The 21,168-nt window shown below is 66.5% G+C and carries 20 protein-coding genes and 1 tRNA gene; 10 read left to right on the top strand and 11 right to left on the bottom strand.

From position 1 onward, the window contains the following. The first annotated feature begins 86 nt into the window (after nucleotides 1-86). Complete coding sequence (locus O5O53_RS09885; RefSeq protein ID WP_269511764.1) at nucleotides 87-1,085, top strand: NAD(P)H-dependent glycerol-3-phosphate dehydrogenase; 999 nt, start codon at nucleotides 87-89, stop codon at nucleotides 1,083-1,085. Nucleotides 1,086-1,106: 21 nt separating this feature from the next. Next, the gene (locus O5O53_RS09880) at nucleotides 1,107-2,147 is read left to right on the top strand and encodes a D-alanine--D-alanine ligase family protein (protein ID WP_269511762.1); all 1,041 of its coding nucleotides are present in this window, start codon (nucleotides 1,107-1,109) and stop codon (nucleotides 2,145-2,147) included. A gap of 11 nt (nucleotides 2,148-2,158) precedes the next feature. Here the strand turns inward: O5O53_RS09880 and O5O53_RS09875 are convergent, their stop codons facing one another. Then, nucleotides 2,159-3,094 (bottom strand): DUF3515 domain-containing protein, encoded by a 936-nt coding sequence (locus O5O53_RS09875; protein ID WP_269511761.1) that lies wholly within the window; start codon nucleotides 3,092-3,094, stop codon nucleotides 2,159-2,161. A gap of 34 nt (nucleotides 3,095-3,128) precedes the next feature. Here O5O53_RS09875 and O5O53_RS09870 point away from each other — a divergent pair, with 34 nt between their 5' ends. From O5O53_RS09870 to O5O53_RS09840, 7 genes are read left to right on the top strand one after another with little or no spacing between them, the layout of a single operon-like run. Next, entirely contained in the window at nucleotides 3,129-4,091 is a 963-nt protein-coding gene (locus tag O5O53_RS09870; protein ID WP_269511759.1) for a thiamine-phosphate kinase, read from the top strand. After that, nucleotides 4,091-4,732 (top strand): uracil-DNA glycosylase, encoded by a 642-nt coding sequence (locus O5O53_RS09865; protein WP_269511757.1) that lies wholly within the window; start codon nucleotides 4,091-4,093, stop codon nucleotides 4,730-4,732. The genes O5O53_RS09870 and O5O53_RS09865 overlap by 1 nt, the downstream gene beginning before the upstream one ends. A 24-nt stretch (nucleotides 4,733-4,756) precedes the next feature. Further along, a complete protein-coding gene (locus O5O53_RS09860) occupies nucleotides 4,757-6,289 on the top strand; it encodes a DAK2 domain-containing protein (protein ID WP_269511755.1) in 1,533 nt (510 codons plus the stop codon). Next, nucleotides 6,290-8,392, top strand: a complete 2,103-nt coding sequence (locus O5O53_RS09855; protein ID WP_269511753.1) for an ATP-dependent DNA helicase RecG — start codon at nucleotides 6,290-6,292, stop codon at nucleotides 8,390-8,392. 18 nt (nucleotides 8,393-8,410) lie between these two features. Then, nucleotides 8,411-8,995, top strand: coding sequence for a 16S rRNA (guanine(966)-N(2))-methyltransferase RsmD (gene rsmD / locus O5O53_RS09850; RefSeq protein WP_181888329.1), 585 nt, complete (start codon nucleotides 8,411-8,413; stop codon nucleotides 8,993-8,995). Beyond that, entirely contained in the window at nucleotides 8,996-9,472 is a 477-nt protein-coding gene (gene coaD, locus O5O53_RS09845; protein WP_269511751.1) for a pantetheine-phosphate adenylyltransferase, read from the top strand. Further along, entirely contained in the window at nucleotides 9,472-10,209 is a 738-nt protein-coding gene (locus O5O53_RS09840; RefSeq protein ID WP_269511749.1) for a TSUP family transporter, read from the top strand. The genes coaD and O5O53_RS09840 overlap by 1 nt, the downstream gene beginning before the upstream one ends. An 88-nt stretch (nucleotides 10,210-10,297) precedes the next feature. On the opposite strand, the gene O5O53_RS09835 is transcribed toward O5O53_RS09840, so the two are convergent. From O5O53_RS09835 to O5O53_RS09795, 9 genes are all read right to left on the bottom strand, one after another. Next, nucleotides 10,298-11,071 (bottom strand): amino acid ABC transporter ATP-binding protein, encoded by a 774-nt coding sequence (locus tag O5O53_RS09835; RefSeq protein WP_269511747.1) that lies wholly within the window; start codon nucleotides 11,069-11,071, stop codon nucleotides 10,298-10,300. Continuing rightward, nucleotides 11,071-12,036: an amino acid ABC transporter permease gene (locus O5O53_RS09830; protein ID WP_269511745.1), complete on the bottom strand. Its 966-nt coding sequence runs from the start codon at nucleotides 12,034-12,036 to the stop codon at nucleotides 11,071-11,073. Before O5O53_RS09830 ends, O5O53_RS09835 begins: the two co-directional genes overlap by 1 nt. Then, entirely contained in the window at nucleotides 12,033-12,938 is a 906-nt protein-coding gene (locus O5O53_RS09825; RefSeq protein WP_269511743.1) for an ABC transporter substrate-binding protein, read from the bottom strand. Before O5O53_RS09825 ends, O5O53_RS09830 begins: the two co-directional genes overlap by 4 nt. 116 nt (nucleotides 12,939-13,054) lie before the next feature. Then, on the bottom strand, nucleotides 13,055-13,690 hold the full coding sequence (locus tag O5O53_RS09820) for a hypothetical protein (protein WP_269511741.1): 636 nt from the start codon (nucleotides 13,688-13,690) through the stop codon (nucleotides 13,055-13,057). Nucleotides 13,691-13,712: 22 nt separating this feature from the next. Then, nucleotides 13,713-14,882, bottom strand: coding sequence for an MFS transporter (locus O5O53_RS09815; RefSeq protein ID WP_269511739.1), 1,170 nt, complete (start codon nucleotides 14,880-14,882; stop codon nucleotides 13,713-13,715). A gap of 38 nt (nucleotides 14,883-14,920) precedes the next feature. After that, the gene (locus tag O5O53_RS09810) at nucleotides 14,921-15,376 is read right to left on the bottom strand and encodes a MarR family winged helix-turn-helix transcriptional regulator (RefSeq protein ID WP_239357261.1); all 456 of its coding nucleotides are present in this window, start codon (nucleotides 15,374-15,376) and stop codon (nucleotides 14,921-14,923) included. An 82-nt stretch (nucleotides 15,377-15,458) separates the two neighbouring features. After that, a complete protein-coding gene (locus O5O53_RS09805; RefSeq protein ID WP_239357262.1) occupies nucleotides 15,459-15,962 on the bottom strand; it encodes a hypothetical protein in 504 nt (167 codons plus the stop codon). After that, on the bottom strand, nucleotides 15,962-16,171 hold the full coding sequence (locus tag O5O53_RS09800) for a helix-turn-helix transcriptional regulator (protein ID WP_239357263.1): 210 nt from the start codon (nucleotides 16,169-16,171) through the stop codon (nucleotides 15,962-15,964). The genes O5O53_RS09805 and O5O53_RS09800 overlap by 1 nt, the downstream gene beginning before the upstream one ends. A 277-nt stretch (nucleotides 16,172-16,448) precedes the next feature. Continuing rightward, nucleotides 16,449-16,522 (bottom strand) — tRNA-Leu (locus O5O53_RS09795). A gap of 152 nt (nucleotides 16,523-16,674) precedes the next feature. On the opposite strand from O5O53_RS09795, the gene polA reads away from it, so the two are divergent. Then, complete coding sequence (polA, locus tag O5O53_RS09790; protein WP_437177856.1) at nucleotides 16,675-19,278, top strand: DNA polymerase I; 2,604 nt, start codon at nucleotides 16,675-16,677, stop codon at nucleotides 19,276-19,278. A 412-nt stretch (nucleotides 19,279-19,690) separates the two neighbouring features. Here the strand turns inward: polA and O5O53_RS09785 are convergent, their stop codons facing one another. Then, a complete protein-coding gene (locus O5O53_RS09785; RefSeq protein ID WP_269511735.1) occupies nucleotides 19,691-20,923 on the bottom strand; it encodes a YkvI family membrane protein in 1,233 nt (410 codons plus the stop codon). Nucleotides 20,924-21,168: the final 245 nt, after the last annotated feature.

Genomic DNA, 21,168 nt, shown 5'->3' with positions numbered 1-21,168 from the left:
CAGACTCGGCGGGCGCGCTAGGTCCGGTCAGGGTCCGGGAGGGGTGGTACGTTGAAGCGGTTGAAAAACGCTGGGAGGACGCACTGATGGTCAACGTGGCAGTACTGGGCGCCGGTTCCTGGGGGACCACCCTCGCCAAGGTGTTCGCGGACGGGGGCAACCCCGTGAGCCTGTGGGCGCGGCGCGAAGAGCTCGCCCGCACAATCCAAAACACGCGGGAAAACCCCGAGTACCTGCCCGGCATCGAGCTGCCGGCGGCCATCCAGGCCACCTCGAACGCCGCCGAAGCCCTCGAAAACGCGGCGATCGCCGTCTTCGGCGTGCCCAGCCAGACCATGCGCGACAACCTCACCCGCTGGGCGCCGGACTTGCCCGGCGACGCCACCTTGGTCTCCATCTCCAAAGGCGTGGAATCCGGCACGCACATGCGCATGAGCGAGATCATCGCGGAAGTCACCGGGGCGGAAAGCGGGCAAATCGCCGTGTTGTCCGGCCCGAACCTCTCGCGCGAGGTCGCCGAGGAACAGCCGGCCGCCACCGTGATTGCCTGCGCCGACGAAAACCGCGCCAAGCTCGTCCAAGCCGCGTGCGCCACCACCTACCTGCGCCCGTACACCAACACCGACGTGGTGGGCTGCGAGATCGGCGGCGCCACCAAAAACGTCATCGCGCTCGCCTGCGGCATGGCGGCCGGGCAAGGCCTGGGGGACAACACCTTGGCCACCCTGATCACCCGCGGCCTGGCGGAAATCACCCGCTTGGGCGCGGCACTCGGGGCGGACGCGCGCACCTTCGCCGGCCTCGCTGGCATGGGCGACTTGGTAGCCACCTGCGTCTCCCCGCTGTCGCGCAACCGCACCTTCGGCGCCGCGCTCGGCGGCGGCGCGACCATGGACGAGGCCCGGGCCACCACCAAGGGCCAGGTCGCCGAGGGCGTGGTGTCCTCGCGCAGCATCTTCCAGCTCGCGGAGAAGCACTCCGTGGAGATGCCGATCACCCAGGGCGTGTACTCGGTATGCCACGAAGGCATGAAAGTCGCCGACGTCATCGCCGCGCTGATGGGTCGCAGCAAGAAAGCGGAGTAGCGCCCGGTAGGCTAGCTCCCCGTGATCCGCATAGCTGTTTTGTACGGTGGCATGTCCACCGAGCACTCGATTTCCTGCATCTCCGCCGACTCGGTCATGTCCCACATGCCCGCAGACTACGAGGTGTTTCCCATCGGCATCACGCAGGAAGGCGTGTGGGTTGAGGGTGTGACGAATCCGGCGGAGGGGGCGGAGCTTCCCGTCGTCAAGCATGGGCGCGAAGTTGCGCTCTCCTTGAACCCGCAGCGCAAGGGATTGCTTTACGACGTCACCTCCGGCGAGCCCATCACCACCGTCGACGCCGTGTTCCCGGTGCTGCACGGCAAGTACGGCGAGGACGGCACAGTCCAAGGCCTGCTCGAGCTGGCCGGGGTGCCGTACGTCGGCCCGGGCGTGCTGGCGTCCGCGTGCGGGATGGACAAGGAGTACACCAAAAAGTTGGTGGTGGCTGCCGGGATCCCGGTCACGCGCGAGGTGATCTTGGACGGCGCGCGCGAGCTCACCGAGGCAGAGCGTTCGCACCTGGGGTTGCCGGTGTTTGTGAAGCCGGCCAACGGCGGGTCCTCCATCGGCGTGTCCAAGGTGACCAGCTGGGAGGCGCTGCCGGCGGCGGTGTCGCTGGCGCTGGAGTCCGACGGCAAGGTCATCGTCGAGGCTGAGCTGGTCGGCGACGAGGTGGAAGTCGGGGTGCTGGAGCGCCCCGACGGCACCGTCGCCGCGTCCGTGCCTGCCAAGCTCAACGGCACCGAGGACTCCGCGGAGGGCTTCTACGGCTTTGAGACCAAGTACCTCGAAGAAGGTGTGACTGCCACCATCCCGGCGCCGTACTCGGACGAGCTGATCGCCCAGCTGCAGGACATGGCGGTGACCTGCTTTCGGGCGTTGGACTGCAAGTCGCTGGCGCGCGTGGACTTCTTCGTCACCGAGAATGGGCCGGTGCTCAATGAGGTCAACACCATGCCCGGCTTCACCGCCATCTCCATGTACCCGCAGGTGTGGGCCGCCACGGGCGTGGACTACCCGGAGCTGCTGAGCACGCTGATCCGCACCGCGCTGCGGTAGGGGGTGCGGGCCTAGGCCTGCCCGGTGTGCTCGGCGACGAGGTTGGTCAGGTTCGTGATCGCCTCGTTGCTCTCCGCCTGCGGCAGCGACGCCGCCACCTGGACGTCGCGACCCATCGCGTACCAGGTGGAGGCGGTGGTGCCGTTGGCCAGCTTCACGTCCTCGAACCAGGGCACGCCGTTGATCTGGTCCAGGCGCGCGCCCGGGCCGTAGTTCTCCGGGTCGGCGACGCCGCAGCGCAGCACGATCGCGTCCTGGCCTTCGGCAGACCAGGCTACGGTCTGCTCGCTCACTGCGTCGACGCGGGTGTAGCCGTCGGCGATGGAGTCGGGGGCCGCGGCGAGCAGGCTGCCGCAGGAAGCAGCGCCAGCGCCGCCACCAGCGGCGAGGTCCGCGAGCGGCGCGGGGTGCTGCTCAGGGGCTGGGCCGGTCAACGCGGCGGTGCCGATGCCGGCGACGGGGGCGGTGCCGTCGCGAAGCTGCTGCGTGTCGGCGGTGACGGCGAGGACGGGGGAGCGGTCAACCGTGAACCAGGTGGCCAGGGTGGATCCCGGGGTGGCGTCGTTGACGCGCAGCCAGCGCGCGCCGTCGATGTCCTCGGGCTGCGAATACGGGGTGTACTGCGCGGGCGCGTCCACGCCGCAGCGTAGGGTGATGCGCTCGGTGGAGGAGGCCTGCCACGCGGCGGCGCCTTCGGGGGCGGGCTCGGCCAGTTCGGCGCGTTTGAGGCCGGCGAGGGTGGCCGGGAGGGCGTCGATAAGCGATGTGCACTCCTGAGAAGATGCCTCGGGCGCGGGAACCTGCGACATCGCCACCGGCTGCAGCGCCACCCGGTTGAAGAACACGCGCGCGCCGACGAGCACGCCGAGCACCAGCGCCACCGCCAGCCCAAGACTGATGTAGATGGTGGTGCGGTTAAATTGAGCATCGTGCGCCGTGGAACCCATGGCGGCTGAGTCTAGTGAAAGGGTGCGCGCAGACGTGATCGAGACAGGCTTTCCCACCGGCGGGCCGACGCTGGGCGAGCTCGGCGAGCGCGAAGTCATCGCGCTGATCCGCGCCCAGGCGCCGTCCGCGCTCAACGGCGACGACGCCGCGGTGCTCGCCCAAGCTGCGCCGAACTCGCGCGTGGTGGCCAGCACGGACATGCTTGTGCAGGGCCGCCACTTCACCGCGGAGACCACCACGCCGTACCTGCTGGGGCGCAAGGCGGCCGTGCAGAACTTCGCGGACATCGAGGCCATGGGCGCGCGCCCGATCGCGGCGCTGTTGGCGGTCTCCGCGCACCCGGACACCCCGGCGAAGGTGCTCGAAGAGCTCGCGCGCGGCGTGGGCGACATGGCGTCGGACTACGCCTGCGAGCTCGTCGGCGGCGACGTCACCGGCGGCGACTACCTGGTCGTTTCAGTCACGGCGATGGGGGCGCTCGGCGGCAACCGCCCGCCGCTGACGCTGGACGGGGCGCGACCGGGCCAGCGCGTGATCGCGCATGGGCGCCTCGGCTACTCCGCGGCGGGTCTGTCGCTGCTGCAGGCGGGTGTGGACGTGCCCGAACAGCTCGAGCCACTGGTCGCCGCGCACCAGGTGCCGGAGCTGACCCCGGGCCGCGGCGTGGTGGCGCGCGCGGCGGGTGCGTGTGCCATGACGGACAACTCGGACGGGCTGATCCGGGACCTCACCCAGCTCGCGGAGGCGTCCGGCGTGGGCATCGACCTGGCGTCCAACGCGATCGCCCCCGACCGGCTGCTGGTGCAGGCGGGCGAGCTGCTCGGCGTGGACCCGTGGGAGTGGGTGCTCGGCGGCGGTGAGGACCACACGCTCATCGGCACCATCGAAGGCTCCGCGCCGGTGGGCTTCCGCTCCATCGGCGCGGTGACCAAGAAGCAAGGCGTGCGTATCGACGGCTCCGCGCCCGCCACCGACACCGGATGGGAGAGTTTTTAATGTTGCCCGTGCACGAATCCTGGCAGGCGCCCCTGGCGCCGGTGGAGGATCAGATCCACGCCATGGGCGATTTCCTGCGCGCCGAGGGCGAGTACCTGCCGCGAGGCAACGACATCCTGCGGGCGTTTGCGGACCCGTTCGAGGACGTCCGCGTGCTTATCCTGGGCCAGGATCCGTACCCGACGCCGGGGCACCCGATGGGTCTGGCGTTTTCCACGCAGCCAGGGGTGGCCGCACCCCGTTCGTTGGTGAATATCTACAAGGAACTGCAAGCGGATCTGGGTGTCCCGCCGCGCAAGGACGGAGACTTGAGCTCCTGGTCGAAGCAGGGGATTTTGCTGCTGAACAGGGTGCTCACCGTGCGCCCGGGCGCCCCGGCGTCGCACCGCGGCAAAGGCTGGGAGGCCGTGACCCAGGCGGCGGTTGAGGCGCTGGTGGCCCGCGGCACGCCGCTGGTGGCCATCTTGTGGGGCCGCGACGCGCAGACGGCCGCGAGGTTCTTGGGCGACACCCCGCGCATCGAGTCGCCGCACCCCTCGCCGCTGTCCGCCTCCCGCGGGTTCTTCGGCTCCCGGCCGTTCTCGCGGGCGAATCAGGAGCTGGAGAAGATGGGTGCCCAGCCGGTCAACTGGGCACTCTAAGCAGAACCTGTAAACTCTCTCAGCATGTCTGCATCTCCGCTTTCTAACGGCGCACGCCTGCTCGCCTGGGCCCACCGCGCCTTAAGCGAACTAGAGCGCAAACGCGCGGAGATCAACGAACTCAACGTCTTCCCAGTACCGGACGGGGACACCGGCTCCAACATGGCGCACACGATGGCAGCTGCGGTCGAGGCCGCCTCGGAGCTGGAAGACGGCGCGGGCCTGACCGAGGTCGCCGAGGCGCTGGCCGTCGGCGCGGTGCGCGGGGCGCGCGGCAACTCCGGAGTCGTCCTCTCCCAGATCCTCCGCGGCTTCGCCCAAGCCGCCAGCTACGGGGTGACGGAAGGCGAGATGCTCGCCGTCGCGCTCACCAACGCCGTCGGGTTCGTGGACCGCGCTATCGCGGAGCCGGTCGAGGGCACCATCATCACGGTGCTGCGCGCCGCCGCCGACGCCGCGCGCCCCAACGCGCACCTCCCGCTTGCCGACGTCGCTGCCGCCGCCACCGCCGCCGCCGAAGACGCGCTGCGGCTCACCCAGACCCAGCTGCCGGCGCTGCGCGAAGCCGGCGTGGTTGACGCCGGCGGGGCGGGCCTGGTGGCGGTGCTGCGCACGCTGACGGTTGAGGGGGACGGTGCGGGGGAACCGGAGTACGTCGATAAGCACATGCCCGAAACCCACGGCACCCAGGGCGAGCTGGAAGTGATGTTCAGCTTCCGCGGGGACTTGGAGGCGCTGAAAGGCGAGCTGGCGGGGCTGGGCGACAGCCTGATTGTCGCGCCGCTGAACGACGGCGAGGCCACGGTGCACATCCACTCCCGCGACGCCGGTAAGGTCATCGAGACCGCTTTCGCCGCAGGTGAGGTGTCTGACCTGCGCCTGGAGGTGCTCACGAGCGCCGTGGCGGCCGGCGCGCCGGAGCGCCTGATCATCGCGGTGACCCCGCCGGGGTCCGTGACCAGCCTGTACGCCGCCTCCGGTGCGGTGACGGTGGTGCCGGGGCCGAACGTGGCGGCGGACATGCTCGACGCGATCACCCGCTCCGGCAGCAACGAGGTGATCGTGCTGCCGAACGGGCAGCTGAGCAACAGCGAGCTCGCGGCGGTGGAGAACGCGGCGCGCGCGGTGGAGCAGTCGATCACCATCCTGCCCACGGTGCGGCTGGTCTCCGGTATCGCGGCGCTGTCCGTGCACGACCCGGCGCAGCCGTTGGCCACCGCCGCCTTCGCCATGTCTGAGGCGGCCGGCGAGATGCGCACGGCGCTGGCGTTCCGCGCCGAGAAGGGCGGGCTGACCTTGGGCGGGGCCGTTGCGAGGGGCGACGTGGTGGTTACCTCCCGCGGCGAGCACATGCTCATTGCCGACGAGCCGATGGAGGCCGTGGAGCGCGCCTGCCGCCGCCTGCTCGAGCACGGCGGGGAGCAGGTGAGCATCCTGTTCGACCCGAACGAGTTGCGCGCGGACGCGTTGGAGGAGCTCGCGGGCAAACTGGGTGTCGACGTGATGGTCTATCCTGCGGACGGACTGCAAGCCTGCGCGGAGATTGGGGTGGAGTAGATGCTGGGTTTCGAGGACACGCGCCCGCTCAACCTGGTCATTCCGCTGAAACAGGCCAAGGCGATAGGCAAGCACCTCGACATCCACACCTGCGGCGAGCTGCTGCGCTACTACCCGCGGCGCTACCTGCACCACGGCACCGGCGCCGATCTGGCCGGGGTGAAACCGGGCGACACGCTCAACGTCATCGGCACTGTTGTGGGCACCGAGCAGTTCACGTCCAAGAAGCAGCCGAAGCGGCCCATCTACAAGGTGCACGTGGACGACGGACGCCAGGTGTTTTTGGCCGCCTTCTTCGGCTCCCACTACGCCCAGCGCGTGCTGAAAGAGGGCCGGCGGGTGATGCTGACCGGCAAGTACGACGTGTTCCGCAACCAGCCGCAGCTGTCGCACCCGGACTTCGTGCTTCTGGACGGGCCCACGCAGGCCACCGGCGCACTGCGGCAGCTCGGCCACTTCGGCGACATCGAGCAAATCATGAGCGGGCGTGAGTGGCTGCCCATCTACCCGGCGGTGAAAAACGTCAGCACCTGGACCATCATGGGCGCGGTCCATGCGGTGCTCAAAGAGCTTCCGCCTATCGACGAGCCTCTCGGCTTCACCCCAATAGGATTCTTGCCCCTGAACTCGGCGGTGCACCAGATCCACGAGCCGGGCCCGCCGGGGCCTGCGCGTGCGCTGGAGCGGCTGAAGTACGACGAGGCGCTGTCCGTGGCGTTGGCGATGGGCGTGCGGCGCGCCGACGCGGAGGCGCGCAGCGCCGAGGCCCTGCCGCGGGTTGTAGGCCGCGACCAGGACCTGCTGGTGCAGCGCCTGCCGTTCCCGCTGACCTCCGGCCAAAACGAGGTGGTCGCGGAGATCACCCGCGATATGGCGCGCACCGTGCCCATGAGCCGGCTGCTGCAAGGTGAGGTCGGCTCCGGCAAGACCATCGTGGCGCTGATCGCCATGCTCCAGGCCGTGGACAACGGCGCGCAGTGCGCCTTCCTCGCGCCCACCGAAGTGCTGGTGCTGCAGCACGCCCGCTCCATGACGAAGGTGCTGATGAACGCTGGCCTGCCCACCCGCGTGGTGGCGCTGACCGGATCCATGACGGCGGCGCAGAAGCAGGACGCGCTGCTGAAGATCGTCACCGGCGAGGCCGACATCGTGGTGGGCACCCACGCGCTGATCCAGGACGGCGTGGAGTTTTTCCGCCTGGGGCTTGTGGTGGTGGACGAGCAGCACCGCTTCGGCGTGGAGCAGCGCGACGCGCTGCGGGCCAAGGCGGGGGAGACCACCCCGCACCTTTTGGTGATGACGGCGACGCCGATCCCGCGCACTATCGCCATGACTGTCTTCGGCGATTTGACCGTGTCCACCCTGCGCGAGCTGCCCGGCGGGCGAAAGCCCATCCAGTCCGCGGTGGTGCCCGAGTTCAAGCCGCGCTGGGTGGCGCGCGCTTGGGAGAAGATCCGCGAGGAGGTCGCCGCCGGGCATCAGGCGTACGTGGTGTGCCCGCGCATCGACGGCGAGGGCGGCGTGCTTGAGGTCTTCGCCGAGCTCGCGTCCACGGAGTTCGAGGGCCTGAACGTGGCGTTTCTGCACGGCCGGATGAAGGGCGAGGAGAAAGACACCGTCATGGCGGACTTCGCCGCCGGCGGGGTGGACGTGCTGGTGGCCACCACGGTAATCGAGGTCGGCGTGGACGTGCCCAACGCGACGGTGATGATGGTGCGCGAATCCGAGCACTTCGGCGTCTCCCAGCTGCACCAGCTGCGCGGCCGCGTTGGCCGCGGCGGCAACCAGTCGCTGTGCCTGTTCCACACGCTGGCGAAGGAGGGCACCCCGTCGTTTGAGCGCCTGAGCCAGGTCGCGTCCACCACGGACGGCTTCGCGCTGGCGGAGCTGGATCTTCTCAACCGCCGCGAGGGCGACGTGTTGGGCACGCAGCAGTCCGGCATGCACCGCACGCTGAAGCTGCTCAACCTGGTGGAGGACTTCGAGCTGGTGCGCCGCGCCTACGACGACGCCGCGCGCCTTGTGGCGGACAACCTCGAGTTCGCCCGCGCCGCCACCGCGGATTTCATTCCGGAAGACTTCGAGTACTTGGACAAGAGCTAGAGCGTTAGAGTTGTGGCCATGAACCGCATCATTTCCGGCGAGGCCCGCGGCCGCAAGATCAAGGTGCCGCCAGAGGGCACACGTCCCACTTCGGACCGAGCTCGCGAGGGTCTGTTTTCCTCGCTGCAGGTCCGCTTCGGGTTCGTGGACATGAACGTGCTCGACCTGTTCGCTGGCTCCGGCGCCCTGGGTCTGGAGGCGGCCTCGCGCGGCGCCGCGGAGGTGGTGCTGGTGGAAAATAACCCGGAGGCCGTGCGCGTCATCGAGTACAACGCCGGTGTGGTCGGCCACCCGAATGTGACCATCGAGCCGGTGAAGGCGTCGACGTACCTCGCCCGCGCGCCGCGCAACCACTTCGACATCGTGCTCGCGGACCCGCCGTACGAGCTCGCGGATGAGGCCGTCGCGGAAATGGTGGAGGCACTGAAGCCAACGCTTCACGACGGCGCCGTGGTCGTCGTCGAGCGCCACCGCGAAAGCCCCGAGACGGCATGGCCACAGGAGTTCACCCCGACCGGCCAGAAGCTGAAGAAGCGCCTCTACGGCATCGCGCGCATGGACATGGCCGTGTACACGGACCCGGAAGCAGAGGTGGAGGAATAAATGACTACCGCAGTGTGCCCAGGCTCGTTCGATCCGATCACGAACGGCCATCTGGACATCGTCACCCGGGCCTCGCGCCACTTTGACGAGGTGGTGGTGCTGGTCACCGGCAACCCGACGAAGACTTCGGGGCTGTTTGACATCGACGAGCGCGTCGAGCTAATCCGCGAGGCCACCGCGCACCTGCCCAACGTCCGCGTGGATAGCTGGGGCGGGCTGCTGGTGGACTACACCTCCGCCCACCACATCACCGCCCTGGTCAAGGGCCTGCGTTCCTCGCTGGACTACGAGTACGAGCTGCCCATGGCGCAGATGAACCGACGCCTGACCGGTGTGGACACCTACTTCCTGCTCACGGACGAGAAGTACGGCTACATTTCGTCCTCGCTGACCAAGGAAGTGGCCAAGTACGGCGGCGACGTCACCGGCCTGGTGCCGGATTCCGTGCGTGAGGCGATGGCGGAGAAGTACCGCTAGTGCTCGTCGCGTTCGGCGTCGGCATTGCCGTCGCGGTGGGCGCGTGCCTGCAGCGCATCTCCGGCATGGGTGTGGGGCTGATCGCCGCGCCTGTGCTCTCGCTGTTGCTCGGGCCTGTCGACGGCATCCTGCTGGTCAACCTCCTCGCCGTCATCAACGCGGCGACCAACACCTGGGGCATGCGCGCGGACGTGGACTGGAAAAAGTTCGCTCCGATCGCGCTCGCGCTCATCTTCGGCGTGGTCCCGGGGACTTGGGTGGTGGCGAACGCGCCGACCAACGTGCTGCTCGTGCTGGTCGGGGCGCTGTTGCTGCTCGCGTTGTCCGTGGTCACGCTGGGCAAGCGCTACGTGCCCCGGGTCGAAGGAGTGGTGCCCGCGGCCACGTCCGGTGTGATCGGCGGGTTCATGAACACCCTGGCCGGGGTGGCCGGCCCCGCGATCACGGTGTTCGCGGAGGCGGCGCGCTGGCCGCAGCGGGTCTACGCCGCCACGCTGCAGCCGATCTTCTTGGTTGCCGGCACGCTGTCGTTCACGGTGAAGGTGTTCGCCGGCGCTGCGGACGTGACCGGGATCGAGCCTGCGCTGTGGGTCGCCACTCTGGCCGCCCTGGTAATTGGGATCGGCGCGGGCAAGCGCCTGGCGCCGCACGTGCCGCCGGCTACCGCGCACCGTATCGCGCTCGGCCTGGCCTTCGCGGGCGGGGTGACGGCGCTAGTGCGCGGCCTGCTGGCCTAATTTTGTACGAATCGACAGCTGATTTGCGTTTGCCCAGGTCAGTTTCCGACCAAATGGGCAAAATGTCGATTCGTACAAAAATGCGCGCCTAGAACAGGGTGGACACGAACGCCTTGGTGCGCTCGTGCTGCGGGTTGTCCAGCACCTGCTCCGGGGTGCCGTACTCGATGATCTGGCCGCCGTCCATGAACGCGACCTTGTCGGCCACCTCGCGGGCGAACGCCAGCTCGTGGGTGACCACCAGCATGGTCATGCCCTGCTCGGCGAGCTCGCGCATCACGCGCAGCACTTCGCCGACGAGTTCGGGGTCGAGGGCGGACGTGGGCTCGTCGAAAAGCATGAGCTTCGGATCCATCGCAACCGCACGCGCAATAGCCACGCGCTGCTGCTGACCACCGGAGAGCTGAATGGGGTAAGCGTCCGCCTTGGTTCCCAGGCCGACCATCTCAAGCAGCTCCATCGCGCGGGCCTTGGCCTTATCCACCGGCTGGCCCTTGACGTGCACGGGGGCCTCGATGATGTTGTCCAGCACCGTGCGGTGGCCGAAGAGGTTGAAGTTCTGGAACACCATGCCGATGTCGCGGCGCTGCTTCGCGGCGTCCTTTTCGCTCATCTCGTGCAGCACGCCGTCGCGATCGTGATAGCCGATCAGCTCGCCGTCGACGTAGAGGCGCCCGGCGTTGACCTTCTCCAGGTGGTTCACGCAGCGCAGCAGGGTGGACTTGCCGGAGCCGGACGGGCCGATCAGGCAGGCGACCTCACCGGGGTAGACCTCCATGTCGATGCCCTTGAGCACGTCGAGGTTGCCGAAGGACTTCCACACGTCCACGGCCTGAATCATTGGCCTTTGCTTGGCGGTCATTAGCGCTGCCCCTTCTTCTGCGGTTCTTCCACGATTTCAACGTTGTTGGGGATGGTGCCCTCGGCATCCGCCAGGCTGGCCAGCTGGCGGGCGGTGAGCTGGCGGGTGGCACCCCGGTCGAAGTAGCGCTCCAGGTAGTGCTGCGCCACCATGAGCAGCGAGGTGATCACCAGGTACCAGGTGGCGGCGACCAGGAGCATCGGCACTGGCTCGAACAGCGCGGCGGCGATGTCCATGGAGCGGCCGTAGAGCTCCAGCGAGTAAGGGATGGCCACCACGAGCGAGGAGGTCTTCAATAGCGAGATGAACTCGTTGCCGGTGGGCGGGATGATGATGCGCATGGCCTGCGGCAGCACCGTGCGGCGCATGGTCTGGCCCCAGCTCATGCCCAGCGCCTTGGAGGCCTCCACCTGGCCCTCCGGGACAGCGGAGATGCCGGAGCGGACGATCTCGGCCATGTAGGCGGCCTCGTTCAGGCCCAGGCCGACGACGGCGAGCGCGAAGGCAGAGGAGGTGAACGGGTCCAGCGGGATCTCGGTGAAGCCCAGGTTGATCGTGTCGTAGATCGCGCCGATCAGGCCCCAGAACATGAGCTGGACGTAGACCGGGGTGCCGCGGAAGATCCAGAGGAAGATCCAGCCGACAGTCTTGAACACCGGGTTCGGGCTCATGCGCATCACGGCGAGCAGCACGCCGCCGATGACGCCGAGGAGCATGGCCAGCACTGTGATGGCGATGGTGTGCAGCGCCGCGGTGGCGATGCGGGTGTCCAGGAGGTAGGCGAAGTACGTGTCCCAGCCGTAGGCGTCGTTACGCGCGGCGCCGATGACGAACCAGACCACCAGGACGACGAGCAGGGCGGCCAGCGCCCAGCGGCCCGGGTGGCGCAGCGGCTTGGCCTGGATGCGCTCGGGGCGGGTGCGCTCTTTCTGGCTCGCCGCGTACTTGGAATAGGGGGTGCTCATGCTGACTGTCCTCCCAGGGGTTGCTCATTTTTCAGGGCCTGGTCCAAGAGGCCGGTGTCGATGTTCCACTGCTCGAGAATCCGCTCGTAGTCGCCGGTGTCGATGAGGTGCTGCATCGCCGCCGCCATCGCGTCGGCCAGCGGCGAGCCCTTCGGCACCGCGAAGCCGTAGGGGGCTGCGTCGAACATCTCGCCGACCATTTCCAGCACGCCGTCGGAGCGCTCCACGGCCCAGGCGGTGACAGGCGAGTCCGCACTGTACGCGTCGGCGCGGCCCACCAGCGCTGCAAGGGCGGCGTTGTCGGCGGTGTCGAAGGCGAGCACCGTGATCGGGTCCTTGCCGGCAGCCTCGCAGGCCTCGGATTTCGGGCGCACGTCGTCGGTGTCGGAGACGGTGGTGCGCTGCACCGACACCGTCAACCCGCAGGCGTTGTCCGGGTCCACGTCAGCGCCAGGCTGGGCGGCCCACTGCACGCCCGCATAGAGGAAATTGACAAAGTCGAAAGACTGGCGGCGTTCCTCGTTGTCCGTGAAACCGGAAGCGCCAACGTCGAGGCTGCCCGAGGACACGGCGGGCAGGATCATGGCGAAGTCCATGTCGTCGGCCTGGAAATCCATGCCCATGACTGCTGCTGCGGCGCGGGCGAGGTCGAGTTCCACGCCGATGAGCTCGCCTTGCGAGTCTTTGAACTCGAAGGGGGCGAACGGCGGGTTCGTGCCCACGTTGAGCACGCCGTCAGCGGCGACCTCCGGCGGCACCATTGCCGCGATTTCGGGCACAGCGTCCGGGACGATTGGTTCCCAGCCGTCGGGGGTGCCGCCCTCCTCGTTGGTCACGCAACCCGCGAGCAGCATTGTCGCGCTCAGGCACGCGGCGACGCGCAGGGAGGTGGTGTGTTGCATACCGGCTCCAATACACGATGAATATTTACAAGCCATCGTATATTACACCGGGGTGCAAATGCGTATCGACGGCCCCAAGGTCACCCCTGGGGCCGTCGATAAGCAAATGTTTTTGGCTACTGCTGCGCCATGCGAATACCGCGCATAACCAGCTCAATCAGCGAGCCGATCACCAGCATCCCCAAGAACACGGGGATCAGCACCGAGGTGGCCTGGCTGGAACCTGCCGATGACTGCGCGAAATCGCCGGTGAAGAAACCGGAGGACATCATCGCGGAGCCTTGGGCCTCCTGCTTCCACAGCTCGACCGGGTTAGCGGTGTCCGGGACGGAGGAGTTGCGGGCCCACGCCTGGACGAATTCTTTGCCTTCGCCCTCTTCCATGCCGTCGGTCCACTCCAAGAACATGTCGGAAGAGGAGACCTCTTTGAGCGGGTTCTTCTCCGGGTCGATGTAGAGCGGATCGTTCTCGGGGTCCTGGTCCAGCCACTCCAGGTCCGGCGACGGGTCGCCCGGCTTCCGCGGGCCCTTCTTCTTGTTGTCGGTCTTGCTGGAGGAGCCTTCCTCGCTGCTGGATGAGGTGCCCTCAGCCGAAAGTTTTTCAAACGCGTCCGTGGTGTTGCGGAGAACCTCGGCATCTTCTGCGGTGATGCCGGTGCCTTCCGGCTTGGTCTGCGAGGTGGCGGACGGTGCGTTCAGGCCTGCAAGGACGAGTGCTCCGGCGGTGACGCCGGCGATGAGAGACTTGCGCATGGGGCGTATCTTAACCAATCCGTTAGAGAATGCGATGCAGAGTCTTTCGACCTGCGAAGAGGATCACCAGCGAGACCACGAGTGAAGCGGCGCCGAACCAGTACGGCACGCCAGCACCGAACGACGCGGCCAGCGGGCCAGATACAGCCGGCGCCACAGCGCCGCCGAGGAAGCGCATGCCCGAATAGCTCGACGACGCCACGTTGCGCGGCATCTCCGTCGCCTCCATGACGGCTTCAGTGAGCACGGTGTTGAAAACGCCACTGAAGAAACCCGCGAGAATGACCAGGACCACTACGACGCCTAACCGGTGAGCGCCAAAGCCGAGGCCGGCGAGAACTGCACTGAAACCGAGGAGCACGGTCACCACCACCGGAATCAGGCCGAAGGCGCGGGTCAGGCGAGGCGCGATGAACACCGAAGATACAGCCAGCGCCAGGCCCCAGCCGAAGAAGACGTAGCCCAGCTCAGTCGCGCCGAAGTTGCGCCCGCTCAGCGCGGCAGCTTCCTCGATGGGGTAGGGCGAGTAGGCGAGCAGGGTGAAAAACCCGAAGTTGTAGAAAAACGCCACCAAACCGAGAGTGAGCAGGGCTGGGTCCTTGGCTGCTGCGAGCCCCGCCGTCAGCGCGACGGGCTCTGGTTTGCGCTGCGCCTTGGCCAGCAGCGTCGCAATCGCGATAAAGCCGGCCGCCATGAGCACTGCAGTGCCGTAGAAGGGTGCGCGCCAGCTGATCTCACCCAGCACGCCGCCGGCGAGGGGGCCGATGGCCATACCGACACCGATCGCGGCCTCATACAGGATCACTGCCTGGCCCGCGTGCCCTGCCGCTGCGCCGACGATGGCCGCCAGCGCCGTAGAGATAAACAGTGCATTTCCTAGACCCCAGCCGGCGCGGAAGCCGATGATTGCGTCGACGGAGCCTGCGGCGCCAGAGAGCGCCGCGAACACGACGATCAGCGCTAGGCCAATCAGGAGTGTGGTCTTGACACCGATACGCGATGAGATAAACGCACTGAAGAACATCGCCAGCGCGGTGATCAGGAGGTAGCTGGTAAACAGCAGCATCGTTTGCGTTGGGGAGGCATCCAGTTCGCGGCTGATCGCAGGCAGGATGGGATCCACCAGCCCGATGCCCATGAATGACACCGCGCAGGCGAAGGCAAGGGCCCATACCGCTACGGGCTGTTTCAAAATGGAATGGGATGCGGATCTTTCGTGCGGCGTGTCTGTCACGCGCGTCCTCCTTCTCGTTGTCTCAATTCTTCTGTCAGCTCCGGCAGGAGCTCCGCCGCGCGCTGAAGCGTTGCGACGTCCTCCGGTTTCAACGTCTCGAAAACCGGGGCCACCGCCTCGGCTGCTGCCGTCCTGTAGTTGTGCAAAGCCTCGCGGCCGGCGTCGGTGATGGTGAGCGCTGTTGCGCGAGCATCATCGTCGACGGTGTGCCTGGCGGCGTAGCCGTCGTCCACAAGCCGCTTCATGGCTTGGCTCATTGAGGGCTGGCGAATGCCTTCCCGTGCTGCAAGCTCTCCAATCCGGAGCCCCGGTTCACGCTCGAGTGCCGCAAGCGCGCGCATGGAGACGTTGGAGAGTTCCATCCCGGACGCCTGGTAGGCGGCGCGAGTGAAGTGGCTGCCCGCCGCAATTAGCTCAACGGCGAGCACGGCGCGGTCCTCGTTGGAGTGCATAGGGAGACTATATAGGTTGCCTATGTATGTGAAAACCCCGCAGGTCAGACGCGGTCTGCGGGGTCGGCGAGAGGTGCGGGCGCTAGTCTTCGGCCTCCGCGTCGAGGCGCTCCAAGTCGCGCTGGCGACGCTTTTTACTGAGGCGCCCGAACATGGTTCCGGCCACCACTGCACCCACAACAGCGCCGACGATGGCGCCGGTAGCGCCCGCGCTGTCGAAGCTGCCGGAGGGGTCGAAACCGCCGGTGACGATCACACCCACCAGCCAGACCGCGCACAGTGTCCAGTAAGTAATGAGGACGCTGCGTGGGGTGTCACGCAGCTGGAAGATCGGTTCTGCGACGTAGTTGCGCATCCACTGTGTGCTCGCCGCACTGCTGATCAGGGGGATCAGCAAGACGATGGCCGACCACAGGGACTGCCGGGCCGGGAGCGCCCACGCGAGGATCGCGCCGACGAGCGCCATGCCGATCAGCGAGGTGAAGAAGCCCACCGAGTTTGCTTTGTGGTACGTCGCGGCTTCGAACTCGTCGGTGGCGGTGTCGTCGACGTAATTAACTATGGAGTCTCCGAAATTCTTGAACATCATTCCTCCTTGGTTTGGCCAAAGATTTCTTCAACTGACTTTTCAAACTGGCGGCAAATGTCGAGCGCTAAGTAGACGGAAGGCGAGTAGTTTCCCCGCTCGATGTTGGCGATGGTCTGCCGTGAAACGCCGATGCGGTCAGCGAGCTCCTGTTGCGACAACTCGTGCCAGCGCCGCCATTTGCGAACTGTGTTGGTGTGGTCGCCCATATGGCCTCCTTCCATTTACAGAATGTCAAGTAAAGCGTTCTGGGTGTCAAGAGCGCTTTACATCGTGGTTATAGAACTTGGCGACCTGGACTGTTTGATGTGGCTGCCTCAATGAGAGTGCTGGATGAACCAGACCTCAGCGCAAAACCAGACCTCAAGTGCAGGCGCGACCTGGGGGTTTGCAGGTGAGCTCGGCCTGAGGTCTGGATTCAGCCCACCCCGGAAAAACAAAAAGCCTCGAGACACCGTAGGAACGATGTCTCGAGACAACACAGCGTGCCCCAGGTGAGACTCGAACTCACACTGGACGGGTTTTGAATCCGTTGCCTCTGCCAATTGGGCTACTGGGGCGTCGGGCGAAAGTTTATCCCAGCGCAGCCCTTGCGACGAAATCACCTCGCCAATGGGCGAGCCGGGCCATGTCGGGCTGCCCGCTAGACTGACCAACCGTGAGCGATACACCCGAGAACACGAAGCGACTGTTGCTTATCGACGGCCACTCGATGGCCTTCCGCGCCTTCTACGCGCTGCCCGCGGAGAACTTCTCCACCTCAGGCGGACAGCACACGAATGCGGTCTACGGGTTTTTGTCCATGTTCGCCAACATCCTGGCGGACGAGAAGCCGACGCACGCCGCCGTCGCCTTCGACGTGGGCCGCAAGACGTTCCGCACTGAGCGTTTCCCGGAGTACAAGGCGCAGCGCGAGGCGGCACCGCCGGAGTTCAAGGGCCAGGTGCCGATCATCGAAGACGTTTTGGGCGATCTCGGCATCACCACCTTGAGCAAGGAGAACTTCGAGGCGGACGACATCGTCGCCACGCTGGTCACCCAGGCCCGCGCCGAGGGCGACTTCGAGATCGTGCTGGTCAGCGGCGACCGCGACTACATCCAGCTTGTGGACGGCACCACCACGCTGCTGTATCCCACCCGTGGCGTGTCCACCATGACCCGTTTTACGCCCGAGGAAGTGGAGAACAAATACGGGCTGACGCCTGCGCAGTACCCGGACTTTGCGGCGCTGCGCGGCGACCCGTCGGACAACTTGCCCAGCGTGCCCAAGGTGGGGGAGAAGACCGCCACGAAGTGGATCTCGCAGTACGGCAGCCTCGAAGGGCTCATCGAGGGCGCCGACGAGCTCAAGGGCGTGGCTGCGAACAACTTCCGCGAGCGCATCGACCAGGTCCGGCTGAACCGCGAGCTGACCCAGATGGTCACGGACGTCGAGCTGCCGGTCGCGCCGAACGACCTGGAGCTCAAACCGGCGGACGTCACCCAGGTTGCGGCGCGCTTCGACGACCTCGAGTTCGGCGTCAACCTGCGCGAGCGCGTCCTCGCCGCCGTGCCTACCGACGGCGCCGCGCCCGAGCCGGAAACCGTCGAACTCGAAGACGTCACCATCGATGACGAGCCGCTGGACGCCTGGCTTAAGCCACGTCACACCGACGGCCTTGCCGTCTACGTTTCGGGCAACGCTACTCCCGGGCAGGGGGATGTGGTGGCGCTGGCGATCGTCGATAAGCAAAGGCATGGCGTGTCCAAGCTCGCCGCTGACCTGAGCGCCGACGAGGACGCCGCGCTCAAGCAGTGGTTGGAGTCGGACGCGCCGAAGTACATGCACGAGGCGAAGGCGGCGTACCACATGCTGCGCGGCCGGGGCATCGAGCTTGCCGGCATCGCGCACGACACCGCGATTGCCGCGTACCTGCTGCGTCCGGGGCAGCGCACATACGCGCTGGAGGACATTTACCAGCGCCATCTGCAGCGCCAGCTCAACGTCGGCTCGGACCAGATGAGTCTGCTCGGCGACACCGCGGACGTCGATGCCGCCGCGGCGATCCTGGAACTGTCCGCGGAGCTGACGAAGGAGCTGCGCGAGATCGACTCCTACGAGCTCTACGCGGACCTGGAGCTGCCGCTTGTCACCGTGCTTGCGGAAATGGAGCACACCGGCATCGCCGTGGATCTGGACGTGCTGGAAAACCAGCGCAAGGAGCTCACGCTCAAGGTGGAGCGGGTTGAGGAGGAGGCGCGGGCGCTTGTGGACGAGCCTTCGCTGAACCTGTCTTCCCCCAAGCAGCTGTCCGCTGTGCTCTTCGACAAACTCGAACTGCCCAAGACGAAGAAGACCAAGACCGGGTACTCGACGGCCGCGGGCGAAATCGAGGCGCTGGCGGAGAAGAACCCGCACCCGTTTTTAGACCACCTGCTGGCGCACCGCGAGCACCAGAAGCTCAAGTCCACCATCGAGGGGCTGATTAAGACGGTGCAGCCGGACGAGCGCATCCACACCACGTTCAACCAGACCGTGGCGTCCACAGGCCGCTTAAGCTCCGCGGAGCCGAACCTGCAGAACATCCCGGTGCGCACCGAAGCGGGCCGCGCGATCCGCTCCGCGTTTGTGGTGGGCGAGGGCTACGAGTGCCTGCTCACCGCGGACTACTCGCAGATTGAGATGCGCGTGATGGCGCACCTGAGCCAGGACGAGGGCCTGATCGAGGCGTACAGGGCAGGGGAGGACCTGCACAACTTCGTCGGCTCACGCGTGTTCGATGTGCCCATCGACCAGGTCACACCGGAGCTGCGCCGCCGCGTCAAGGCGATGTCCTATGGCTTGGTCTACGGGCTGTCCGCCTACGGGTTGTCCAACCAGCTGTCCATCTCCGCCGGCGAGGCGAAGGACATCATGGCCAGTTACTTCGAGCGCTTCGGCGGCGTGAAGCGCTACCTGGATGAGGTGGTGGAGCAGGCGCGTCGCGACGGCTACACGTCCACCGTGTTCGGCCGCCGCCGCTACCTGCCGGAACTGAACAGTGACAACCGCGTGGCACGCGAGAACGCGGAGCGCGCCGCGTTGAACGCGCCGATCCAGGGCACGGCCGCGGACATCATCAAGGTGGCCATGCTGCGTGTGGACGCCGCGCTGGAAGGCAAAAAGTCCCGCGTGCTGCTCCAAGTCCACGACGAGCTGGTCGTGGAGATTGCCCCGGGCGAGTTGGACGAGGTGCGCGAAATTGTGGAGTGGGAGATGGACGGCGCCATCGAGCTGCTGGTCCCGCTGGAGGTCTCCGCCGGCACCGGCGCCAACTGGGACGCCGCCGCGCACTAGGAATCTGGCTGGAGCAACGCCGAGGCGGGTAGGAACGATATCGATTCCTACCCGCCTCGCGCACGGCACCCCGCCCACGGCCGTGATCCCCCGTGGAGCCTCCCCCAGCAGCTCCGAGTGCTTATTCAGTTGTGGACCTCCCCTTGGGGGAAGGGGCCGCCGGGGGTGGCCTTGACCGGGCTGGGGCTTAGATTTCACCCCTGGCCAGGTCGTCCCCCGAAAGCCAAGTGCGACCTTACCGACGGGTAAGGAAACACTCAACGGTCCCACAGGAGACCCTCAGGATCGAACACTGCGTTAACTGGATCACACGGATACTTGGACGGCTGGCCAGCAATTTAAGGTGGCGGGTTACGCGCAGTTCACTTGCGCGTAACGGAGTGTTTCGCCCCCGATTTGTACCCCCGGTGTGCTAGAGCAGGTCGTTGAGGGACCGGCGCTTGTTGTCGTCTTCGGACGACTCAACTTCTTCTTGGACCGCGTCCTTGAACTCGTCGTCCTCCAGGTTCGATTCGGTGGCGAGATCCTCGACTTCCTGGCCGTCTTCGGCCTCCACTGCGTCGGCGCGGCGCTCGCCTTCGTCCTTTAGCTCGTCGCGGTGGCGCAGGTAGGTCACCGTCATCACCGCCATGACGAACAGGCCGAGGTAGCCCAGAATCGGGTACAGGCTGTTCACCAACGGTTGGAAACCGGCGAAGGAGAGCCCGAAACCGACAACGCAGGCGATGGCGTAGGTGGGGTAGAAGCGCTCCGGGTGCTTGCTGGTCAGTCGCTTCGCCAACGCGTAGAACATGCCTAGGCAGGTGTTGAAGACCATGAGGAAGATGACCCAGGTCATGATGAAGCCGAGCACCGGGTCGACGTTGTCGATGACGGCGAGCAGCGGCATGTCCGCGCCGTTAACGGACTCCACTTGAATCAGCAACGATGCCACCAGCAGCGCGAGCATGACCGCGTAGATCACGCCGCCGAGGATCCCGCCATACCGGGTGCTCTTTGTGTCGAACTCGTCGCCGGCCATCACCAACGCCATGGACACGCCGCACAGCGCGTTCAGGCCGGTGTGGTTGAGTGCTCCCAGCCACCAGTACGGAGTGCCGTCGGCGCGGGCAACCTCCTGCTGGGCGTAGTCGCCCACCTCACTCCAATTCACGTCCACCTGCGTGAACGAGTAGATGCTGCCAATCAGCACGAACACCACAAGTAGTGGGGTGGCCCAGCCGATTACCGAGGACACCTTGTCTACGTCGAACCGGCCGACAATGAGCATGAGCGCGAGCATGGCCACGGCGCCGACCCAAATCGGCCATCCGAAGGATTGCTGCAGATTCGACCCAGCGCCGGCGAACATGACGAACCCGACGGAGAACATGCACGCCACCGCGGACCAATCCATGATGAACGCCGCGGGCTTGGATGTGACGTTGTAGAAGACCTCGTTGTGTTCGTTCGCCAGAAAATACGAACCGAAGGTCATGAACGCCGTCGCGGCGAACAGCATGGTCACACTGGCCAGTATCACCCCGAAGAACCCGTTGGTGCCGTAGGCGACAAAGTACTGCAGCGCCTCCATGCCGGAGGCGAAGCCGGCGCCGACGACAATGCCGACAAATGATGCAGCGACTGCGAGGCTGCGTTTCCACATAAACGATTGCTCCCAAAACCGTTGGTATCTATCAGACTCCGCTTATGCTAGCGGTCGGGGCAAACCGGAGGGACGTCGGAAAGCACCTGCGAATCATTTGCTCTAGCTGGGCAAAGTGTCTACACTCGTGCGGGCGTGTCTACGCGCGGGCGATGGCACCCACCGTAATAGGAGGGTGAGGTGGCCGTCGCAGCGTGAGATCGGCGCACGCGAGCCTATAGCACCCAAGCTGCAGGTTTACGTGG

This window comes from Corynebacterium faecium, from assembly GCF_027257105.1.
In the GTDB taxonomy this organism is placed as follows: Bacteria; Actinomycetota; Actinomycetes; order Mycobacteriales; family Mycobacteriaceae; genus Corynebacterium; species Corynebacterium lehmanniae.
This window is presented reverse-complemented; position numbering and strand designations above follow the sequence as displayed.

What these genes read in the sequence shown, in the direction of transcription:
- O5O53_RS09835 (WP_269511747.1), bottom strand. Translation starts at nt 11,071, where the DNA reads ATGACCGCCAAGCAAAGGCCAATGATTCAGGCCGTGGACGTGTGGAAG.
- O5O53_RS09820 (WP_269511741.1), bottom strand. Translation starts at nt 13,690, where the DNA reads ATGCGCAAGTCTCTCATCGCCGGCGTCACCGCCGGAGCACTCGTCCTT.
- O5O53_RS09830 (WP_269511745.1), bottom strand. Translation starts at nt 12,036, where the DNA reads ATGAGCACCCCCTATTCCAAGTACGCGGCGAGCCAGAAAGAGCGCACC.
- O5O53_RS09865 (WP_269511757.1), top strand. Translation starts at nt 4,091, where the DNA reads ATGTTGCCCGTGCACGAATCCTGGCAGGCGCCCCTGGCGCCGGTGGAG.
- O5O53_RS09810 (WP_239357261.1), bottom strand. Translation starts at nt 15,376, where the DNA reads ATGCACTCCAACGAGGACCGCGCCGTGCTCGCCGTTGAGCTAATTGCG.
- O5O53_RS09825 (WP_269511743.1), bottom strand. Translation starts at nt 12,938, where the DNA reads ATGCAACACACCACCTCCCTGCGCGTCGCCGCGTGCCTGAGCGCGACA.
- O5O53_RS09785 (WP_269511735.1), bottom strand. Translation starts at nt 20,923, where the DNA reads ATGTGGAAACGCAGCCTCGCAGTCGCTGCATCATTTGTCGGCATTGTC.
- O5O53_RS09860 (WP_269511755.1), top strand. Translation starts at nt 4,757, where the DNA reads ATGTCTGCATCTCCGCTTTCTAACGGCGCACGCCTGCTCGCCTGGGCC.
- rsmD (WP_181888329.1), top strand. Translation starts at nt 8,411, where the DNA reads ATGAACCGCATCATTTCCGGCGAGGCCCGCGGCCGCAAGATCAAGGTG.
- O5O53_RS09800 (WP_239357263.1), bottom strand. Translation starts at nt 16,171, where the DNA reads ATGGGCGACCACACCAACACAGTTCGCAAATGGCGGCGCTGGCACGAG.
- polA (WP_437177856.1), top strand. Translation starts at nt 16,675, where the DNA reads ATGGCCTTCCGCGCCTTCTACGCGCTGCCCGCGGAGAACTTCTCCACC.
- O5O53_RS09875 (WP_269511761.1), bottom strand. Translation starts at nt 3,094, where the DNA reads ATGGGTTCCACGGCGCACGATGCTCAATTTAACCGCACCACCATCTAC.
- coaD (WP_269511751.1), top strand. Translation starts at nt 8,996, where the DNA reads ATGACTACCGCAGTGTGCCCAGGCTCGTTCGATCCGATCACGAACGGC.
- O5O53_RS09885 (WP_269511764.1), top strand. Translation starts at nt 87, where the DNA reads ATGGTCAACGTGGCAGTACTGGGCGCCGGTTCCTGGGGGACCACCCTC.
- O5O53_RS09805 (WP_239357262.1), bottom strand. Translation starts at nt 15,962, where the DNA reads ATGTTCAAGAATTTCGGAGACTCCATAGTTAATTACGTCGACGACACC.
- O5O53_RS09855 (WP_269511753.1), top strand. Translation starts at nt 6,290, where the DNA reads ATGCTGGGTTTCGAGGACACGCGCCCGCTCAACCTGGTCATTCCGCTG.